This window comes from Stutzerimonas sp. VN223-3 (assembly GCF_045999685.1).
In the GTDB taxonomy this organism is placed as follows: Bacteria; Pseudomonadota; Gammaproteobacteria; order Pseudomonadales; family Pseudomonadaceae; genus Stutzerimonas; species Stutzerimonas stutzeri_AR.
Window position 1 is genome coordinate 543,609 of the sequence record NZ_RBEC01000001.1, and the last position, 18,288, is coordinate 561,896.

Consider the following 18,288-nt stretch of genomic DNA (forward strand, 5'->3'; position numbering starts at 1 on the left):
ATGCATAGTGAGTCTCCTATCAAGCGTCGCCACTCTCGCAAGATCTGGGTGGGCAATGTGCCGGTCGGCGGCGATGCGCCTATCGCCGTACAGAGCATGACCAATACCGAAACCTGTGACGTCGACGCGACTGTCGCGCAGATCCAGCGACTGCAAGATGCCGGTGCCGATATCGTACGGGTGTCGGTGCCCTCGATGGAGGCAGCCGAGGCATTTGGCAAGATCAAGCAGCGTGTCGGTCTGCCGCTGGTGGCCGACATCCACTTCGACTATCAGATCGCGCTACGCGTAGCCGAGCTTGGCGTTGATTGCCTGCGTATCAATCCAGGCAATATCGGCCGTGAGGATCGTGTTCGTGCGGTGGTCGAAGCTGCGCGTGACCGCGGTATTCCGATCCGCATTGGGGTGAATGCAGGCTCGTTGGAAAAGGATCTGCAAAAAAAGTACGGCGAACCGACGCCCGAGGCGCTGGTGGAATCCGCTTTGCGTCATGTCGAGCATCTCGATCGGCTGAATTTTCCAGATTTCAAGGTCAGCGTGAAGGCGTCCGATGTGTTCATGGCTGTGGCCGCGTATCGGCTGCTGGCGGACAAGATCGAGCAGCCGTTGCATCTGGGTATCACCGAGGCCGGTGGTTTGCGTTCGGGCACAGTGAAATCGGCGGTGGGGCTGGGCATGTTGCTTGCCGAGGGCATCGGCGACACCATTCGCATTTCTCTGGCCGCCGACCCGGTGGAAGAGATCAAGGTCGGTTTCGATATCCTCAAGTCCCTTCGCCTGCGTTCGCGCGGGATCAATTTCATCGCCTGCCCAAGCTGCTCGCGACAAAACTTCGATGTGGTGAAAACCATGAACGAGCTCGAGGGGCGACTCGAAGACCTGCTAGTGCCTTTGGACGTTGCCGTGATCGGCTGTGTCGTCAACGGACCGGGCGAGGCCAAGGAAGCACATGTTGGCTTGACCGGCGGCACCCCGAACAACCTGATCTACATCGACGGCAAGCCTGCGCAGAAGCTGAACAATGAAAATCTGGTAAACGAATTGGAGCAGCTGATTCGTCGCAAGGCCGCCGAGAAAGCCGAGACCGATGCCGCGCTCATCGTGCGTAGCTGATAAGGAACCGAATTGAGCAAGTCCCTGCAAGCCATTCGTGGCATGAACGACATTCTGCCGGCACAGACGCCGGTCTGGCGCTATCTAGAAACCACTTTCGCTCAGTTGCTCGATAGCTACGGCTACAGCGAGATCCGCCTGCCAATCCTTGAGCTCACTGATCTGTTCTCCCGTGGTATCGGCGAGGGCACCGATGTGGTCGACAAGGAGATGTACACCTTTCTCGACCGTAACGAGGAGTCATTGACGCTGCGCCCCGAAGGTACGGCCGGTTGTGTCCGCGCCGTGTTGGAGCATGGAATGACCGGAGGCGGCCAAGTGCAGAAGCTCTGGTATAGCGGGCCAATGTTCCGCTACGAGAAGCCTCAAAAAGGTCGCTATCGTCAGTTTCACCAGATCGGTGTGGAAGTCTTCAACCAGCCGGGGCCGGATGTCGATGCCGAGCTGATCGTTCTGACGGCCCGTCTTTGGAAGAAGCTCGGCATGTCCGATGCGGTCACGCTGCAGTTGAACAGCCTGGGCTCCAGCGAGGCGCGCGCGACCTATCGGGACGCGTTGGTGGCGTATCTGCAACAGCATTTCGAACAACTTGACGAAGACAGCCAGCGCCGACTGACCAGCAACCCCCTGCGCATCCTCGATAGCAAGAATGCCCAGACCCAGGCGCTGCTGGTCGATGCGCCGACATTGCATGACTATCTGGACGATGAATCGCGCGCGCATTTCGAAGGCCTCAAGGCCCGTCTCGAAGCGGCCGGGATCGCCTATCAGATCAATCCGAAGCTCGTTCGTGGCCTGGATTACTACGGACGCACCGTGTTCGAGTGGGTGACCGATAAGCTGGGCTCGCAAGGCACGGTATGCGCCGGTGGTCGCTACGACGGGTTGGTCAGCCAGTTCGGAGGCAAGCCGACGCCGGGCGTCGGTTTCGCGATGGGCATCGAGCGTCTGGTACTGCTGCTGGAAACGCTCGAACTCATTCCCGAGGCGCTTAATCAACCTGCCCATGCGTTCATTTGTGCCTTCGGCGAAGAGGCTGAGCTGGCGGCGCTAGCACTGGCCGAACGACTTCGTGATGAATTACCGGGCCTGCGCCTGTTGCTCAATGCAGGTGGCGGCAGCTTCAAAAGCCAATTCAAGAAGGCTGATAAGAGCGGTGCGCGCTTCGCACTGATTCTGGGTGACGACGAACTGGCCGGGCGCGTGGTAGGTTGCAAGCCGCTGCGAGACGACAGCGAACAACAAAGCATTGCCTGGGATGCTCTGCCCGAGCGTCTGGCTGCCTGTCTGGCTTGATCGACGGGTCTGAATTCAGCGAATGAAAGGAGTGACAGTGTGACCTCGGGTACCGAAGAAGAACAACTGGCGCAAATTAAAGAGTGGTGGCAGCGCAACGGCAAGCCGCTGCTGCTGGGAGGCGCACTCGCTCTGGTATTGGTGTTTGGCTGGCAGTTCTGGCAGAAGCATCAGCTCAATCAGGCTCAGAGCGCCTCGGCGGTTTATCAGCAGTTACTGAATGCTGCCTTGGCTGAAGGCGGGGTGGATAACGCTGAGGTTTCGCGCCTGGGCAATTTGTTGCAAACGGAATTCGCGGGGTCGCACTACGCGCAGTACGGCAACCTTTTCGTAGCCAAGGTGGCGGTGGAATCCGGGCGCCTCGATGACGCGGCTGCCGAACTGCAGGCGGTGCTGGACAAGCCCGCCGACAAGACGCTCGAAGAGCTTGCCCGTCAGCGTCTTGCCCGTGTACTGGCCGCACAGGATAAGGCCGATGCTGCGCTTGCGCTGCTTGATGGCGAGGCCGCGGAGGCATTTGCCGCCAGTCGTGAAGAGCTGCGTGGCGATCTGTTGGTCAAGTTAGGGCGCAATGACGAGGCCCACACAGCCTATTCCAAGGCAAAAGAGTCGCTGTCACAGGATGCCGCCATCGGCGGTCTGCAGCTGAAACTGGACGATCTGGCTCGTGGAGAGGCGTGAATTGATGCGTTGGAAAATTGCCGCGCTGCTGGCCCTGGCCGTCCTGGCTGCAGGGTGCAGCAGCAACGATAAGAAAGAACCCGAGCCGGCCGAACTGGTCAAGTTCGACGCGGAAATCGAACTGAACAAGGAGTGGAGTCGCTCTATCGGCGAAGGCCAGGGCGAGACCTACAACCTCCTGGCGCCAGTCGTCTACGGCAACGAGATATTCGCTGCCGACGTCGAAGGGCTGGTGGTTGCCATGGATCGTCTCACCGGCGACGTTAACTGGAAGACAGACCTGGACGTGGCAATTTCCGGTGCCGTTGGCGCTGGCTACGGTCTGGTCCTCGTCGGCACCCTGGGCGGCGAAGTACTGGCGCTGGACGTCTCGACCGGTGAAGAGCGGTGGCGCACTCAGGTTAGCAGCGAGGTTCTCGCCGCTCCTGCCGTCAATGGTGACGTAGTGGTTGTTCAGACCCAGGATGACCGGGTTATCGCGCTGGAGATCGATACTGGCGAGCAGCGCTGGAGCTATGAAAGCTCTCCTGCCGTGCTCACCCTGCGTGGTACCGGGGCGCCGTTACTGACCAATCAACTGGCAGTTGCCGGGCTCTCCAGTGGCAAGGTGGTTGCGCTGGACACCAGCCGCGGCTTGCCGGTGTGGGAACAACGTGTAGCTATCCCACAAGGCCGTTCCGAGCTTGAGCGCGTCGTTGATATCGATGGTGGTCTGCTACTGTCGGGCGGGACCTTGTATGTCGCCTCTTTCCAGGGACGTGCCGCCGCGCTGGACCTGGAAAGCGGCCGGATTCTCTGGCAACGCGACGCCTCGACTTCATCTGGCGTAGCCCTGGGTTATGGCAGCGTTTACGTTAGCCAGGCTGATGGCACGGTTACTGGAATTGATGAGCGGTCGACGACCGTTCTGTGGAGCAACGACGCGCTGGCTCGTCGCGAACTTTCCGCGCCGGCAGTATTTTCCAGCTACGTAGCGGTTGGAGACAAAGAGGGCTATTTGCATCTGCTGAGCCAGGTCGATGGCCGTTTCGTCGCTCGGACCCGCATCGACAGCGCCGGGTTGCGTGCCCGCCCTGTAGTCGAGGGTGACTGGCTGTACGCCTACGGCAACGATGGCAAGTTGGTCGCGTTGACCATTCGTCAGGCGGACTGAGCGCTTCAGGCTATCCCTCTACTGTTCCGCTTCGGCGGAACACTTAATAATAGTTGGCCGCTGCCCTGCAGCGGCCTTCGTGTTTTCTGAAATATCGCAGTGGAGAGCCGTATGGTTCCCGTAATCGCCCTGGTGGGCCGCCCGAACGTCGGTAAATCGACCCTGTTCAACCGTCTGACCAAGAGCCGTGATGCCATCGTTGCGGAATACGCTGGTCTGACCCGCGACCGCCAGTATGGCGAGGCCAAATGGCAAGGCCGTACCTACATCGTCATTGACACCGGCGGTCTGACAGGTGACGAGCAGGGTATCGACGCCAAAATGGCTGAACAATCCCTGCAAGCCATGCAGGAAGCCGATGCAGTGATGTTCATGGTCGACGCGCGTGCCGGTATGACTCCGGGCGATCAGATGATCGCTGAGCATCTTCGCAAGATGAACAAGCGCCATTTTCTGGTGGTGAACAAGGTCGACAGCATAGATCCGGACATCGCCCGCGCCGAGTTCAGCCCGCTGGGGCTTGGCGACGCACTGCCAATCGCCGCTGCCCATGGTCGCGGCATCAGCTACATGCTGGAGCAGGCGCTCGGAACCTTTCCCAAAGACAACGCCGACGAGCCCGAGGCTGGCGGCGAAGGTGAAGAGGGCGAGGCGGTTGCCGAAGGCCAGGAGCTCAAGCGCATTCCCGGCCCGAGCGAGAAGGATGGCATCAAGATCGCCATCATCGGACGCCCCAACGTGGGCAAGTCGACTCTGGTTAACCGCATGCTGGGTGAAGAGCGGGTCATCGTTTACGATCAGGCCGGCACGACGCGCGACAGCATCTATATCCCCTTCGAGCGCGATGACGAGAAGTACACCCTGATCGACACTGCAGGTGTTCGCCGTCGCGGCAAGATCTTCGAAGCGGTAGAAAAGTTTTCGGTGGTCAAGACACTGCAGGCGATCCAGGACTCCAACGTGGTCATCTTCGTCATGGATGCTCGTGAAGGTGTGGTGGAGCACGACCTGAACCTGCTTGGCTTCGTGCTTGAGAGTGGCCGAGCGCTGGTGATTGCGCTGAACAAGTGGGACGGCATGGAGCCGAGCGAGCGCGATTATGTGAAGACCGAGCTGGAGCGCCGGCTATTCTTCGTCGAGTTTGCTGACATCCATTTCATCTCCGCCAAGCACGGCACCGGCGTTGGCAACCTCTACAAGTCGGTACAGGCATCGTTCACCTCGGCCGTCACTCGCTGGCCAACCAGCCGCCTGACCCAGATCCTTGAGGACGCTGTTCGCGAGCACGCGCCACCGATGGTTGCCAGCCGCCGTATCAAACTGCGTTATGCACACCTGGGGGGCGCCAACCCACCGCTGATCGTGATCCACGGTAACCAGGTCGACTCGATACCCAAGTCCTATACACGTTACCTGGAAAACACTTACCGGCGTGTCCTGAAGCTAGTCGGTACCCCAATTCGCATTGAGTACAAGGGCGGGGAAAACCCCTACGAGGGCAAGAAGAACACCCTCACCGATCGCCAAGTGAACAAGAAACGTCGCCTCATGTCGCACCACAAGAAGGCCGAGAAGAAGCGCAGGGACAAACGATAGCCCGAAGTTTGAAGCCATAAGCTGGAAATCGTCTTGCGTGAGCTTCCAGCTTTCAACTCCAAGCTTCCAGCTTTGAGCGAGACTAAATGATCACCAGCAAACTCCCCAATGTCGGCACCACCATTTTCACCACCATGTCGCAGCTGGCGGCCCAGACCGGCGCGCTGAACCTGTCCCAGGGTTTTCCTGACTTCGATGGCCCCGATGCGTTGCGTGAAGCGGTCGCTCGTCACGTCATGGCCGGGCACAACCAGTACGCGCCAATGACCGGCTTGCCGGCGCTACGCGAGCAAGTGGCGATTAAGGTAGCGGCACTTTATGGTCGCCAGACCAGTGCCGACACTGAGATCACCATTACCCCTGGCGCGACTCAAGCCATCTTCTGTGCTATCCACGCGGTCATTTGCCCGGGTGACGAGGTCATCGTTTTCGATCCCTGTTATGACAGCTACGAGCCAGCCGTGGAGCTGGCCGGTGGGGTCTGCATACATCAGCCGCTGAGCCTCCCAGATTTTTCCATCGACTGGCAAAAGCTGGCTGAAGCGATCACGCCTCGCACCCGGATGATCGTGCTGAACACGCCGCACAACCCCAGCGGTGCGCTGATCGACATGGCCGACCTGGATCGTCTGGCGAGCCTGATTCGCGATCGAGACATCTATCTGCTCAGCGACGAAGTCTACGAACATCTTGTGTTCGACGGTCGCGAGCACGCCAGCGTGTTGCGGCACGAGGAGCTATATCAGCGCGCCTTCGTCGTCAGCTCGTTCGGCAAGACCTACCACGTCACCGGCTGGAAAACCGGGTATGTGATAGCGCCGCCCGCGCTCAGCAGCGAACTGCGCAAGGTTCATCAGTACGTCAGCTTCACCGGCGTCACGCCGCTGCAGTGGGCGCTGGCCGACTTCATGGCGGCGCATCCCGAGCATCTCAGCGAGTTGCCGGCGTTCTATCAGACCAAGCGCGATCTGTTCTGCGACCTGCTGGTCGACTCGCGTTTCCGCTTTACCCGCGCGGCGGGGACTTATTTTCAACTGGCCGATTATTCGGCGATTCGCCCGGATCTCGACGATGTCGCTATGGCTGAATGGCTGACTCGCGAGCACGGTGTGGCGAGCATACCGATATCGGTGTTCTACCAAACGCCTCCTGCAGAGCTGCGGCTGGTCCGTTTCTGCTTCGCCAAACGAGAGGAGACGCTGCGCCAGGCAGCAGAACGACTATGCGCGATCTGAACGATTTGCCTGATCTCGAACTGGCGCTGATCCAGACCAGCCTCGTCTGGCAGGACGCCACCGCCAATCGCGACCGCTTCGTCGACCTGTTAGAGCAGGCCCGCGGTGCCGACCTGATCGTGCTCCCGGAAATGTTCACCACAGCGTTTTCGATGAACTCCGAGGATCTCGCGGAACCCGAGGAAGGCCCGACCTATGTCTGGCTGCGAGAGCAGGCGGCACGTATGGACGCAGTAATCACCGGCAGCGTAATCATCGAGGCCGCAGACGGCACTCACCGCAACCGCTTGCTCTGGGCGCGTCCGAACGGAAAGATTTCGCATTACGACAAGCGTCACCTGTTCCGTATGGCTGGCGAGCACAAGCATTACACCGCTGGCGACCAACAGGCGCTATTCGAGCTCAAGGGCTGGCACGTGCGGCCATTGATCTGCTACGACCTGCGCTTTCCGGTGTGGAGCCGCGATGCGCACGATACCGATCTGCTGCTCTATACCGCCAACTGGCCCGCAGCGCGCCGCAACGCCTGGAACCGCCTGTTGCCGGCCCGCGCCATCGAAAATATCTGCTATGTCGCGGCGGTGAACCGCGTCGGCGAGGATGGCAAGGGCTACCCCTATAGCGGCGACAGCCAGGTTTTGGATTTTATGGGTGATCCGCTGCTGGAGGCGGGCGATGCCGACGGCGTATTCCGCACCACGCTTCGCGCCCGGGACCTGGCCGCGTTCCGCAGCAAATTCCCCGCATATCACGATGGTGACGCCTTCGAGCTGAAGATCTAGCCTCGTTGCGTATCAGCTCGGCGGCGCTGCCTTGCGCCGCCAGCGCGATACCAGCCAGCCATAGATCAGCAGGTTGACGAGCACCACGATAGCCGCAAGCAGGTACTGCACCGGTACGCTCAGCCAGGCCGGATAGATCAGCGGCAGCAGATACTGCTCGACGAAGCTGGTTTCATAACCGGCGCCGCCGGCCAGACGCCGCAGCTGATTTTCCCAATGAGTGAGCGGACACAGACGCCCCGTCAGTTCGACGAAAATGCCCCACGCCACAGCCAGTAGGTGCAGCCACAGTAGGCGGCGCTTCCAGGCTACCAGCAGTCCACCCAGCAGCACGAAGACGATGAAGCCAAGATGCAGAAGCAACACTGCATCTGCGCCGAGTCGATACAGCATGACGGTTATCCAGCCGTGTCCGAGTGTTTGAGGCGTGCAGCCTGACGGTCTTGTAGACGTGTCAAACAGGTGACCGACAGCAGCGCACCGAGGAGCGCCATAAACATGTCCGACTGAGTGTCCCAAGGGTCGCCCTGGGTACCAAGAAAATCTTCTGCTCCTTGCCCGGCAATTAGCGCCACCCACCACTCAATTAGCTCGTAGAAAGCGCTGAACGCAAGGGCGACGCAGAGCGATAGAAAGCCCAGCATTTTGCCGTGCCGAAGAATGCCCAGACGCAGCAGAATTTCGCGAGCCAACAAGGCTGGCGTGACGCCCTGCATGAAATGACCAAGCTTGTCGTAGGGGTTGCGGCTAAGTTCGAACCAGTCCTGTATCCAGAAGCCCACTGGCACGCGAGCGTAGGTATAGGCGCCGCCAAGAATGAGTACCAGCGCATGGGCGGCGATCAATACATAAAGCAGCCGTGTGAGCGGGAAAGGCCGATAGCTGTACAGCAGGACGGGTGCTGCGATCAGCACCGGCGCGACTTCCAGCAGCCAGGTCGAGCGGTCATACGGCGCGATGCCGGAGGCGACCAGCGCCAGCAGAACCGTCACACCGAGAGTCGCATAGAGCGTCTTGTCCTGCATCGGGAGTCGCCATGGTCGTCTGATGAGGCGTCAGCATGCAGTGCTCGCGTAGCGACACGCAATATCGAGCAAGGCCGGGGTGCGCTGTTGTACGGCACGCTCAGCTTCGTCTGGCGCGAGCCATGGGCGAACGAGCGACCGATTTGGGGCAGCGGCTCGGATCCACCGCGCCCACGAAGCGGTTGGCATTGCGTTGCACGCAGGCTATGGCTTGGTTGCGCCAATGCTCCCATTCATTGACGGGATACTGGCGATTCCAGATATCGAAGAGGCGTCGGTCCTGCTTCGACAGGCGCAGCCCATAGCGTTCGCTCATGTACAGATAGGTGCGTGCAATGGCGCCCCGGCTATAGTCCGGCGGCATCGCGGTGCGCTGTTTGAAATTAACCACGAACGGGCAGGCACCATACTGGCTGGGTTTCTCGCTGAGCATGCCGAAGCCGTAATTGCTGCGGTCCCCGTTGACCTCGCCGACTACCGGGACCAGGTTATGCAGATCGGCCTCGGCCTTGCTGAAAACTGGGTCGATGGATGTACAGCGCTTACGACCACCTTGTTGCCAGCACTGACGCTGATGACCGATCACCCAAGCTGGCACGATGTGTTCCCATTCGACGCGTGCGGCCCGTTTGGGTTGTTTGCGCGGGATGTAACCGCAGCTGGCCAGATCAATCCGGTTTCCCTTGAAGGCGCAGCCGCAATAAAAATCCACCGGCCGCTCGGCGTAGATCTTCCAGGCGACCTTCTTTGCTTCGCGAAAATTACGGGGCCCCTCGGCAAGGGCAGCGAATGGCAAAAGCAGCGCGAATAACAGTGCAAGGCGGTACATGGACAACTCGACGGCAAACTGAGAAGCGCGTCCATGCGAGGGAGCCGGAGATTACTTGCACCGCTTGATAATTTCATTTTAAAACAGTTAGTTGCATGATTCTTCTGCCGAAAAGCAGACGGGCGGTCGACGGTTGAGCAGTAGTGCGTACGAGACGGGGTGGCGTAAGCAAACCCTGGCTCGCTCGCCCTGCGTGGGGGCGAGCGAGAGAGCTGGTCGGACAGTCCGGGCTAGTTGGAGTTGTAGGGCGTCGATAGGCTACCAGCGCGGTCCGGCCCACCCTGCGGGCGAAGCTACGCGCTCAGTAGGCCAAGGCAGCACGCCAAAAAGAACGGATCGACAGCTGACCTCGCCAGCTGTCGTTACGCCTGGATCAGGCGGACTTGAGTGAAGCCATATCAATCACGAAGCGGTATTTCACGTCACTCTTGAGCATGCGTTCGTAGGCATCGTTGATGTTCTGGATATTGATCATCTCGATGTCCGATACGATGTTGTGCTTGGCACAGAAATCCAGCATCTCCTGAGTTTCGGCGATCCCGCCGATCAGGGAGCCGGCCAGGCGGCGGCGTTTGAAAATCAGGCCGAAGACGCTGGGAGACGGATGCGGCGATGCCGGCGCGCCCACCAGCGTCATGGTTGCGTCGCGCTTCAATAGCGCCAGGAAGGGATTGAGATCATGCGGCGCTGCGACGGTGTTGAGGATGAAATCGAAGCTGTTCAGATGAGCGGCCATCTCGTCCTTGTTTTTCGATACCACGACTTCGCTGGCGCCGAGGCGCAACGCGTCCTCCTTCTTGTCTGGTGAAGTGGTGAAGAGCACTACATGGGCACCCATGGCGTTGGCGATCTTAACCGCCATGTGGCCGAGGCCGCCGAGACCGACCACGCCGACTTTCTGGCCGGGGCCGACCTGCCACTGGCGTAGCGGCGAATACGTTGTGATGCCGGCACACAGCAGCGGCGCCACGGCTGCGAGGTTGTTTTCGGCATGGGAGACGCGCAGGACGAATTTTTCGTCCACCACGATGTTGTCCGAGTAACCACCGTAGGTGTTCTCGCCACCGAACACGGGGCCGTTGTAGGTCCCGGTGAAGCCGTTCTCGCAGTATTGCTCCAGCCCATCGCTGCACGACGGGCAGCTGCGGCAGCTGTCAACCATACAGCCGACGCCTGCGATATCGCCGATCTTGAAACCTTTGACCGAAGCGCCAACAGCGGTCACGCGACCGACGATTTCGTGGCCCGGGACGGAGGGATACAGCGTGTTATTCCATTCATTGCGAGCGGTGTGCAAGTCCGAATGGCAGACGCCGCAATAGAGGATGTCGATCTGCACGTCGTTCGGCCCGACGGCGCGGCGCGAAAACGCATAGGGTGCGAGCGGCGTGCTCGGGTCGACGGCGGCGTAACCGATGGCTTTGCTCATGGTGGTTCCTTTGGGTTGAACGTCTGGTTTGAGGGATCAAGCCTAGTACCGATATCGACAGGACCGGTTGCACAATTCTGTCGATGACTGACGCGTTTCTGCTGGATCTGCTCAGGAGCAGACATGCGGTGGCGAAAGTTCGCTAATTGCCGCTACGAGATGACCCGAGTGCTGGGGGCAAAGAGACCGAATGGCCGACACTGGTGCCCATGAACTCGAGGCACCATCCACCCTGCCAGTCAGCAGGGTGAAACGTTCGAGTGTGCAGTGGAGAAGGTTGCCGCGGCATGTGAACGCTGACATGCAGATCAGCTGGTTCGACTGATGGTTCTGTTGAGCCGTTTGACGGCCGAGCCCGCCTGAATACTGGCCCAGTCGCGGCGAGCCCGCTAGCGGAGCTCGCCGGTCAGGTTCAGGCCGCTTTCACCTCGGCCTCTCGCCGGGCCCGGTTCAACGCGCTGAACAGCGCACGGATGCTGGCCGTGGTGATGTTCTCGTCGATGCCAATTCCGTGCAGCGGACGCTCGCCGTCCAGACGCACTTCGATATAAGCCGCCGCCTTGGCATTGCTGCCGGCACCGATCGAGTGCTCGTGGTAATCCATGATCTCCAGCTTGACTGGCAACCCGGCGACCAAGGCTTCCAACGGGCCCTTGCCGATGCCGCGCCAATGCATGGTTTCACCATTGCTTGCGACTTCCACCTCCACGGCGCTGGTGCCGTTCTCTTCCTGGAGGCGATGGCTCTTCAGCGTATACGGCGTGGTGGCCTGCAGATATTCGGCTTCGAGCAGCGCATAGATTTGCTTGGCGCTCATCTCCAGACCGAGGCGATCCGTCTCCTTCTGCACCACCTGACTGAATTCGATCTGCATACGCCGCGGCAGGCTGATGCCGTATTCCTGCTCAAGCAGATAGGAGATACCACCTTTGCCGGACTGGCTGTTGACACGAATCACCGCTTCGTAACTGCGACCGATGTCAGCCGGGTCGATCGGCAGGTAGGGAACTTCCCAGACGCCGTTCGGATCCTGCTGGGCGAAGCCCTTGCGGATCGCATCCTGGTGCGAGCCGGAGAAGGCGGTATGTACCAGATCGCCGACATAAGGATGGCGTGGATGCACCGGCAGCTGGTTGCACTCCTCGACCACCTTGCGCACGGCGTCGATGTCGGAGAAGTCCAGCTGCGGATCGACACCCTGGCTGTACATGTTCAGCGCCACGGTGACCAGGTCGACATTGCCGGTGCGCTCGCCGTTGCCGAACAAGCAGCCTTCGACGCGGTCGGCGCCAGCCATCAGGCCCAGCTCAGTGGCGGCCACGCCAGTGCCGCGGTCATTATGAGTGTGCAGGCTGATCAGCACGCTGTCGCGCTTGTCGATATGGCGACCGAAGTACTCGATCTGGTCGGCATAAATGTTCGGGGTAGCCGCTTCTATGGTGGCCGGCAGATTGAGGATCAGCTTCTGCGCTGGTGTCGGTTGGAACACTTCGATAACCGCGTTGCATACCTCGATGGCGAAATCGGTTTCGGTGGAGCTGAACACCTCGGGGGAATATTCGAAGCGCCAGTTTGTTTCAGGTGCAGCAGCGGCCAGACGCTTGACGATCTGCGCAGCGCTAACCGCGATATTCACCACGCCGGCTTTGTCCTGATTGAAGACGATGCGGCGGAAGCTGGGCGCGGTGGCGTTGTAATAATGAACGATGGCCTGCTTGGCGCCCTTGAGGGACTCGAAGGTACGGGTGATCAGGTCCTCACGCGCCTGGGTCAGGACTTGAATCGTGACGTCATCCGGAATGTGGTCGCCTTCGATGAGCTCGCGAACAAAATCGAAATCGGTTTGCGAGGCGGAGGGGAAACCTACCTCGATTTCTTTCACGCCAACCTGCACCAATGTCTTGAAGAAACGCATCTTCTTTTCGGCGTCCATCGGCTCGATCAGCGACTGGTTGCCATCGCGCAAATCGGAGCTCAGCCAGATCGGTGCCTGCGTAATGGTCTGCGATGGCCAAGTACGGTCAGGCAGATTGATCACCGGAAACGGGCGGTATTTCTTCGACGGATCTTTGAGCATGGTCATGGCGATTTTCCTTTGAGCAGCTCCCAGAAGCGCGACGCGTCAAGGGAGGACGGAGCAGATCGATACGGGATTGATGAAACCAATGTAGAACTTGCTTGCAGTGTGTTGCAACAACCAAAGATAAATTGGTGATTTTCTCTAAAAATGTTTTTTTCTGAGAAAACAATGCTCATGAAAAGCGCTGAAATAGAGTTTTGATTGCTCTGCTGTTGCAGCTTGTATCGGTCACGTTCGATGCGAGTGAAAGTGCAGAAGCTGCGTTCACCGTGAGCCGAGCAGAGATTGCGTCCAGGACGCTGGCTCAAAGCCTGCTGAAGCGGCTGGAGGCTCGAACGTCCAGTCGCTGGGGAAGAACTCGCCATACACTGACGCGTCTCATCTGACTTCGCTCAGCCTTCCAGCTTTCGATCCTCGCTGTGCTTTGACTGTTCGGACCACTCGGGCTTCGAACGGCTCAGCAATTGGCTGACCGACCCGTATCCGTCGCGCATGTCGGCACCGCTCGGGTGCTGGAATACGCGCAGGCCGAATTCGGGCAGGATCGCCAGCAGGTGGTCAAAGATGTCCGACTGGATCGCTTCGTACTGCGTCCAGGCCACGGTGTTGGTGAAGCAGTAGATCTCTAGCGGTAATCCGTCTGCCGTCGGGCTGAGCTGGCGCACCATCAGCGTCATGGACTGGTGGATGCCGCTATGGCTGCGCAGGTAGCGCTCCACATACGCACGAAAGCTGCCGATGTTGGTGATGCGCCGGGTGTTCACCGGCTCCTTGCCTCGCTTCTCGAGCTTGGCGTTCCACTCGTCGATCTCTCGGCGCTTGTCGGTAAGGTAGTCGTCCAGCAGGTTGAAGCGGTGCAGACGCTCACATTCATCGCTGCCAAGAAAGTGCACGCTCTGCTGATCCAGATACAGGCTGCGCTTGATCCGCCGCCCGCCGCTTTCCTGCATGCCCCGCCAGTTCTTGAACGAATCGCTGATGAAGCGCTTGGTCGGGATATTCGAGATGGTCTTGTCCCAGTTCTGCACTTTCACCGTATGCAAGGCGATATCGATGACATCGCCGTCGGCGTTGAGTTGCGGCATTTCAATCCAGTCGCCGACGCGGATGATGTCGTTGGAAGATATCTGCACGCTGGCCACCAGCGAGAGGATGGTGTCCTGAAAGATCAGCATCAGCACCGCGGCCATGGCGCCGAGGCCGGACAGCAGGATCAGCGGCGAGCGGTCGATCAGCGTTGCAATGATCAGAATGGTCGCTATCGCGTAGAGGACGATCTTGACCACTTGCACGTAGCCTTTGATCGGGTGCACATGAGCGTCGGCGCGGCGCTGGTAGAGCAGATTGACGATGTCCAGCAGCGCGCCTATGGCCAGCGCAATGGTCAGCACGATAAAGCCGCCGCAGACGTTGCGCACCACCGTGACGGCTGCTTCCGGCAAGCCCGGTACCGCGTTGACGCCAACGGACAGTACCAGCGCCGGCACGATGTTAGACAGCCGGCGAATGATGCCGTAGTCCTGCAGTTCGGTCTCGCGCGCATGACGCAGCGCCTTATACAGGCCGCGCACGAGGATGCGTTTGACGACCCAGTTGGCCAGCCAGGCGGCGAAGATCAGCGCGGCGCTGGCGACCAGAGTCTGCAGCTCAGGATGAGTTCTGAGCCATTCCAGCCAAACGTTTAGCTCTTCCTGCATTTGGGTGCCCTCCATAAGTTGGCTATCTCAGGCGCCACTGGGGCCGTGGCGTTGGTCTAGCGGATGAACTCGCGGCTGATCGAGCGGAAAAGGTCGGTCCCAGCCTGTTCCATCCATTCGAACGCGACCATCTCCCGCGACACGATGCTGGCTCCGGCCTGCTGCATGCGTGCCAGGCCTAGCGCCTTGTCGCTGGCACGGCGCGAGCCGACGGCTTCATCTACGACGAAGACCTGGTTGCCGCGGCCTATCAGGTCAAGAACCGTCTGAAGCACGCAGATGTGGGTTTCGGTGCCGCAGATCACGAACTGCCGGCGCTCGCCGCCGGGGCGCTTGAACAGCTCGCCATCGCGGGCGGCGGAAAAATGCAGCTTCTCGACGATCGAATCCGCGCCTATGCCGTCGCGTAGCGTGGCGATGGTCGCGCCCAGGCCCTTGCTGTATTGCTCGGTGAGCAGCACCGGCACGCCGGCGCGCTGGGCAATCTGCATCAGCCAGGCGCTGTGTTCGGCCAGCGCGGTGTTGCCCTCAATCACGGGGAACAGCCGCTCTTGGATGTCGATGATGAGGAGTGTGGACTCCTGCGCATTGATGAGCATTGTGGTTTTCCTTGCAGAGCGAATCAGGGTTTGAACGCCCCGATGAAAATGGACGGATCGACGCGCGCATCGTTGAGGCTAACGTTCCAGTGCAGGTGCGGCCCGGTGGCTCTGCCAGTGGAACCGACCTTGCCGAGCACGGCGCCGCGGTCCAGCTCATCGCCGACTTTCACGCCGATCTGCGAGAGATGACAGAACATGCTGATGAGGCCCTGGCCGTGGTCGACGAACACCGTATTGCCATTGAAGAAATAGTTTCCGGTAAGAATCACTTTGCCTGCAGCCGGGGACTTGATTGGCGTGCCGGCCGGAACGGCGAAGTCGAGCCCCGAATGCGGATTGCGCTCTTCGCCGTTGAAGAAGCGGCGTAGGCCGAAAGGCGAAGAGAGCGGGCCGTCGACTGGCTTATCGAAGAGCAGGTTGCTTGGCTGTTGCGGGGAAAATTGGCGGTAGGCGCGGGTCTGCTCGTTCAATTCATGCTCGATGCGCTTGAGGTCGGTGGGGTTGGGATTGACCTGGCGTTTGTTCTTCAGCGTGATGTGCTGCGCGCGGTATTCGCGGTGCTCGACCTGGAAGCTGCGTGGGCTGCCATCGACCTCCACCTGTTGAGCACCGGGCTTGACCGTGAGCGGAATGCCGACAATGGCGATCCAGCGCTGGCCGTCCTCCCGGATCACCAATGCCGGCTTGCTCTGGTAGCGGACCTGCGGCGGTGTGGCACCGCCGCCCAGTGCGACCACTGCCACACCGCCTGGCACGGGCTTGTTCAACAAGCGGGTGATGAAGCCCTCGGCATGGGCGGGCAGGGTGAGGACGAGTGAAAACAGGAGAACGGTGACGCGTGGCATGGGCAGTTCCGTTTGTAAGGACGGGCCCATCCTCGCGTAAACGGCTGGCAGGGGGAAGGGCACGCGGCGCAGCGCGCTTCGGCGCGGCTGGCTGAAAAGACTCGTAACCAATCGACTGTGACGCGCACCTCGCTGCTGATTATCCTCTCGGCTCCATATCCACTCCAAAGGTTCCATGAACATCCACTGTACCCAGCCGTGCTCGTCAACCGTGACGATCACGGCATTGTCCAGCTATTGTCTCCAGATCATTCCCTCCTCCGGCGTCGCGTTATGCCGCCGATGCTTTCCTTGCGATGCACGCCGTCACCTGTCCACCACACGAGACCGCAAACATGGAATGGATCGCTGATCCTACGGCCTGGCTGGGCCTTCTCACGCTTATCGTCCTGGAAATCGTCCTGGGCATCGACAATCTGGTATTCATCGCCATCCTCGCGGACAAGCTGCCGCCCGAGCAGCGCGACCGTGCGCGGGTCATCGGCTTGAGCCTGGCGCTGGTGATGCGCCTGGGCCTGTTGGCGAGCATCGCCTGGCTGGTGACGCTCACCGAGCCGTTGGTCGAACTCTTCGGTAAAAGTTTCTCCGGGCGCGACCTGATCATGCTCGGCGGTGGCCTGTTCCTATTGTTCAAGGCAACCATGGAACTGCACGAGCGGCTGGAAGGCCGCATGCACCAGCACACCGGCAGCAAGGCCTATGCCCGCTTCTGGCCTGTGGTGGCGCAGATCATCGTGCTCGACGCGGTGTTCTCCCTCGATGCGGTGATCACCGCCGTTGGCATGGTCGAGCATCTGCAGGTGATGATGATCGCCGTGGTCATTTCCATGACGCTGATGCTGCTGGCGAGCAAGCCGCTGACCGCCTTCGTCAATGCGCGGCCGACGGTGATCATGCTCTGCCTGGGCTTTTTGATGATGATCGGCTTCAGCCTCACTGCCGAAGGCCTGGGCTATCACATTCCGAAGGGCTACCTGTACGCGGCCATCGGCTTCTCCATCGCCATCGAGTTCTTCAACCAGCTGGCCCGTTCGCGACGCAAGCGCAGCCTGCAGGGCGCCCGCCCACTGCGCGAGCGCACCGCCCACGCCGTGCTGCGTATGCTCGGCGGCAAGCTGGAAGCCGACGAAGTGGATGACGAGATCGCCGACATGGTGGACCGCAGCGGTCAGCCGGAAACGGGCTCGCTGTTCAACCGACGCGAGCGGGTGATGATCAGCAGCGTGCTTAATCTTGCCGAGCAATCCATCCGCACGGTGATGACCGATCGCATGGAAGTGGACCGCATCAACCTCGACGGCGAGCCCGCGACCATCCAGGCGGCGCTGCTCAACTCGCCGCACTCGCGTCTGGTGGTGGCCCGTGGCGATTCGCCGGACGAGCCGCTGGGCTATGTGCACAAGAAGGAACTGCTCAAGACGCTGCTCAATGGCGAGGCGCCAGAGATCGAGCCGCTGGTGCGTGCGCCCATCAACCTGCCCGACAGCTGTACCGTGCTTAGCGCTCTGGAGCAGATGCGCCACGCCTCGACCCACATCGCTTTCGTGGTCAACGAATTTGGCGGCTTCGAAGGCCTGCTGACCCTGACCGATATTCTCGAAGCGATCGCCGGTGAGTTGCCGGATGCCAGTGAGGTGGAGGGGCCGGATATCGAGCCGGTGGACGGTGGCTATCGCATCAACGGCGCGGTCAATCTCGCCGTGCTGCGCGAGCGCCTCGGCTTTCGCGCGGTGGCGACCGACGACTACCAGACCCTGTCTGGGCTGGTGATGAGTCTGCTCGATCGTCTGCCGGTGATCGGCGACCAGGTGGAGCACTCCGATTGGCGATTGCACGTCACCGAGGTCAAGGACCGGCGCGTCACGGGCCTATTGCTCAAGCGGATCGAGGAGCAAGGCGCGGCGAGGTAAGGTCTAGGCAAAACA

Annotated in this window: 16 protein-coding genes; 8 read left to right on the top strand and 8 right to left on the bottom strand. The window is 60.3% G+C overall.

Going from position 1 to position 18,288, the window contains the following annotated elements:
- The 7 genes from ispG to D7241_RS02590 all read left to right on the top strand — a co-directional run bounded on the left by ispG (nt 1) and on the right by D7241_RS02590 (nt 7,856).
- Nucleotides 1–1,113: a flavodoxin-dependent (E)-4-hydroxy-3-methylbut-2-enyl-diphosphate synthase gene (gene ispG / locus D7241_RS02560; RefSeq protein ID WP_255980906.1), complete on the top strand. Its 1,113-nt coding sequence runs from the start codon at nt 1–3 to the stop codon at nt 1,111–1,113.
- 12 nt (nt 1,114–1,125) lie between these two features.
- Nucleotides 1,126–2,409: a histidine--tRNA ligase gene (gene hisS, locus D7241_RS02565; protein WP_408100175.1), complete on the top strand. Its 1,284-nt coding sequence runs from the start codon at nt 1,126–1,128 to the stop codon at nt 2,407–2,409.
- A 39-nt stretch (nt 2,410–2,448) separates the two neighbouring features.
- Nucleotides 2,449–3,090: a YfgM family protein gene (locus D7241_RS02570; RefSeq protein ID WP_408100176.1), complete on the top strand. Its 642-nt coding sequence runs from the start codon at nt 2,449–2,451 to the stop codon at nt 3,088–3,090.
- 4 nt (nt 3,091–3,094) lie between these two features.
- Complete coding sequence (gene bamB, locus D7241_RS02575; RefSeq protein ID WP_408100177.1) at nt 3,095–4,243, top strand: outer membrane protein assembly factor BamB; 1,149 nt, start codon at nt 3,095–3,097, stop codon at nt 4,241–4,243.
- Between the two features lie 111 nt (nt 4,244–4,354).
- The gene (gene der / locus D7241_RS02580) at nt 4,355–5,839 is read left to right on the top strand and encodes a ribosome biogenesis GTPase Der (RefSeq protein ID WP_408100178.1); all 1,485 of its coding nucleotides are present in this window, start codon (nt 4,355–4,357) and stop codon (nt 5,837–5,839) included.
- A gap of 86 nt (nt 5,840–5,925) precedes the next feature.
- Nucleotides 5,926–7,074, top strand: a complete 1,149-nt coding sequence (locus tag D7241_RS02585; protein WP_408100179.1) for a pyridoxal phosphate-dependent aminotransferase — start codon at nt 5,926–5,928, stop codon at nt 7,072–7,074.
- Nucleotides 7,062–7,856 carry an amidohydrolase gene (locus tag D7241_RS02590; protein ID WP_408100180.1) on the top strand — a complete coding sequence of 265 codons (795 nt, stop codon included), beginning with the start codon at nt 7,062–7,064 and terminating at the stop codon, nt 7,854–7,856. The genes D7241_RS02585 and D7241_RS02590 overlap by 13 nt, the downstream gene beginning before the upstream one ends.
- Before the next feature lie 12 nt (nt 7,857–7,868).
- Here D7241_RS02590 and D7241_RS02595 read toward each other — a convergent pair whose 3' ends face one another.
- The 8 genes from D7241_RS02595 to D7241_RS02630 form a co-directional block, all read right to left on the bottom strand.
- The gene (locus tag D7241_RS02595; RefSeq protein WP_408100181.1) at nt 7,869–8,249 is read right to left on the bottom strand and encodes a DUF2784 domain-containing protein; all 381 of its coding nucleotides are present in this window, start codon (nt 8,247–8,249) and stop codon (nt 7,869–7,871) included.
- Nucleotides 8,250–8,254: 5 nt separating this feature from the next.
- Nucleotides 8,255–8,881: a DUF2238 domain-containing protein gene (locus D7241_RS02600; protein ID WP_408100182.1), complete on the bottom strand. Its 627-nt coding sequence runs from the start codon at nt 8,879–8,881 to the stop codon at nt 8,255–8,257.
- A gap of 100 nt (nt 8,882–8,981) precedes the next feature.
- On the bottom strand, nt 8,982–9,710 hold the full coding sequence (locus D7241_RS02605) for an endonuclease (protein WP_408100183.1): 729 nt from the start codon (nt 9,708–9,710) through the stop codon (nt 8,982–8,984).
- A gap of 373 nt (nt 9,711–10,083) precedes the next feature.
- On the bottom strand, nt 10,084–11,139 hold the full coding sequence (locus D7241_RS02610) for an NAD(P)-dependent alcohol dehydrogenase (RefSeq protein ID WP_408100184.1): 1,056 nt from the start codon (nt 11,137–11,139) through the stop codon (nt 10,084–10,086).
- 412 nt (nt 11,140–11,551) lie between these two features.
- Nucleotides 11,552–13,222, bottom strand: a complete 1,671-nt coding sequence (gene leuA / locus D7241_RS02615) for a 2-isopropylmalate synthase (protein ID WP_408100185.1) — start codon at nt 13,220–13,222, stop codon at nt 11,552–11,554.
- 389 nt (nt 13,223–13,611) lie between these two features.
- Complete coding sequence (locus tag D7241_RS02620) at nt 13,612–14,916, bottom strand: mechanosensitive ion channel family protein (protein WP_255980884.1); 1,305 nt, start codon at nt 14,914–14,916, stop codon at nt 13,612–13,614.
- Nucleotides 14,917–14,972: 56 nt separating this feature from the next.
- Nucleotides 14,973–15,515 carry a hydrolase gene (locus D7241_RS02625; protein WP_408100186.1) on the bottom strand — a complete coding sequence of 181 codons (543 nt, stop codon included), beginning with the start codon at nt 15,513–15,515 and terminating at the stop codon, nt 14,973–14,975.
- Nucleotides 15,516–15,538: 23 nt separating this feature from the next.
- Entirely contained in the window at nt 15,539–16,363 is an 825-nt protein-coding gene (locus tag D7241_RS02630) for a peptidoglycan DD-metalloendopeptidase family protein (RefSeq protein ID WP_408100187.1), read from the bottom strand.
- 335 nt (nt 16,364–16,698) lie between these two features.
- On the opposite strand from D7241_RS02630, the gene D7241_RS02635 reads away from it, so the two are divergent.
- Entirely contained in the window at nt 16,699–18,273 is a 1,575-nt protein-coding gene (locus D7241_RS02635; RefSeq protein ID WP_408100188.1) for a TerC family protein, read from the top strand.
- Nucleotides 18,274–18,288 lie beyond the last annotated feature (15 nt).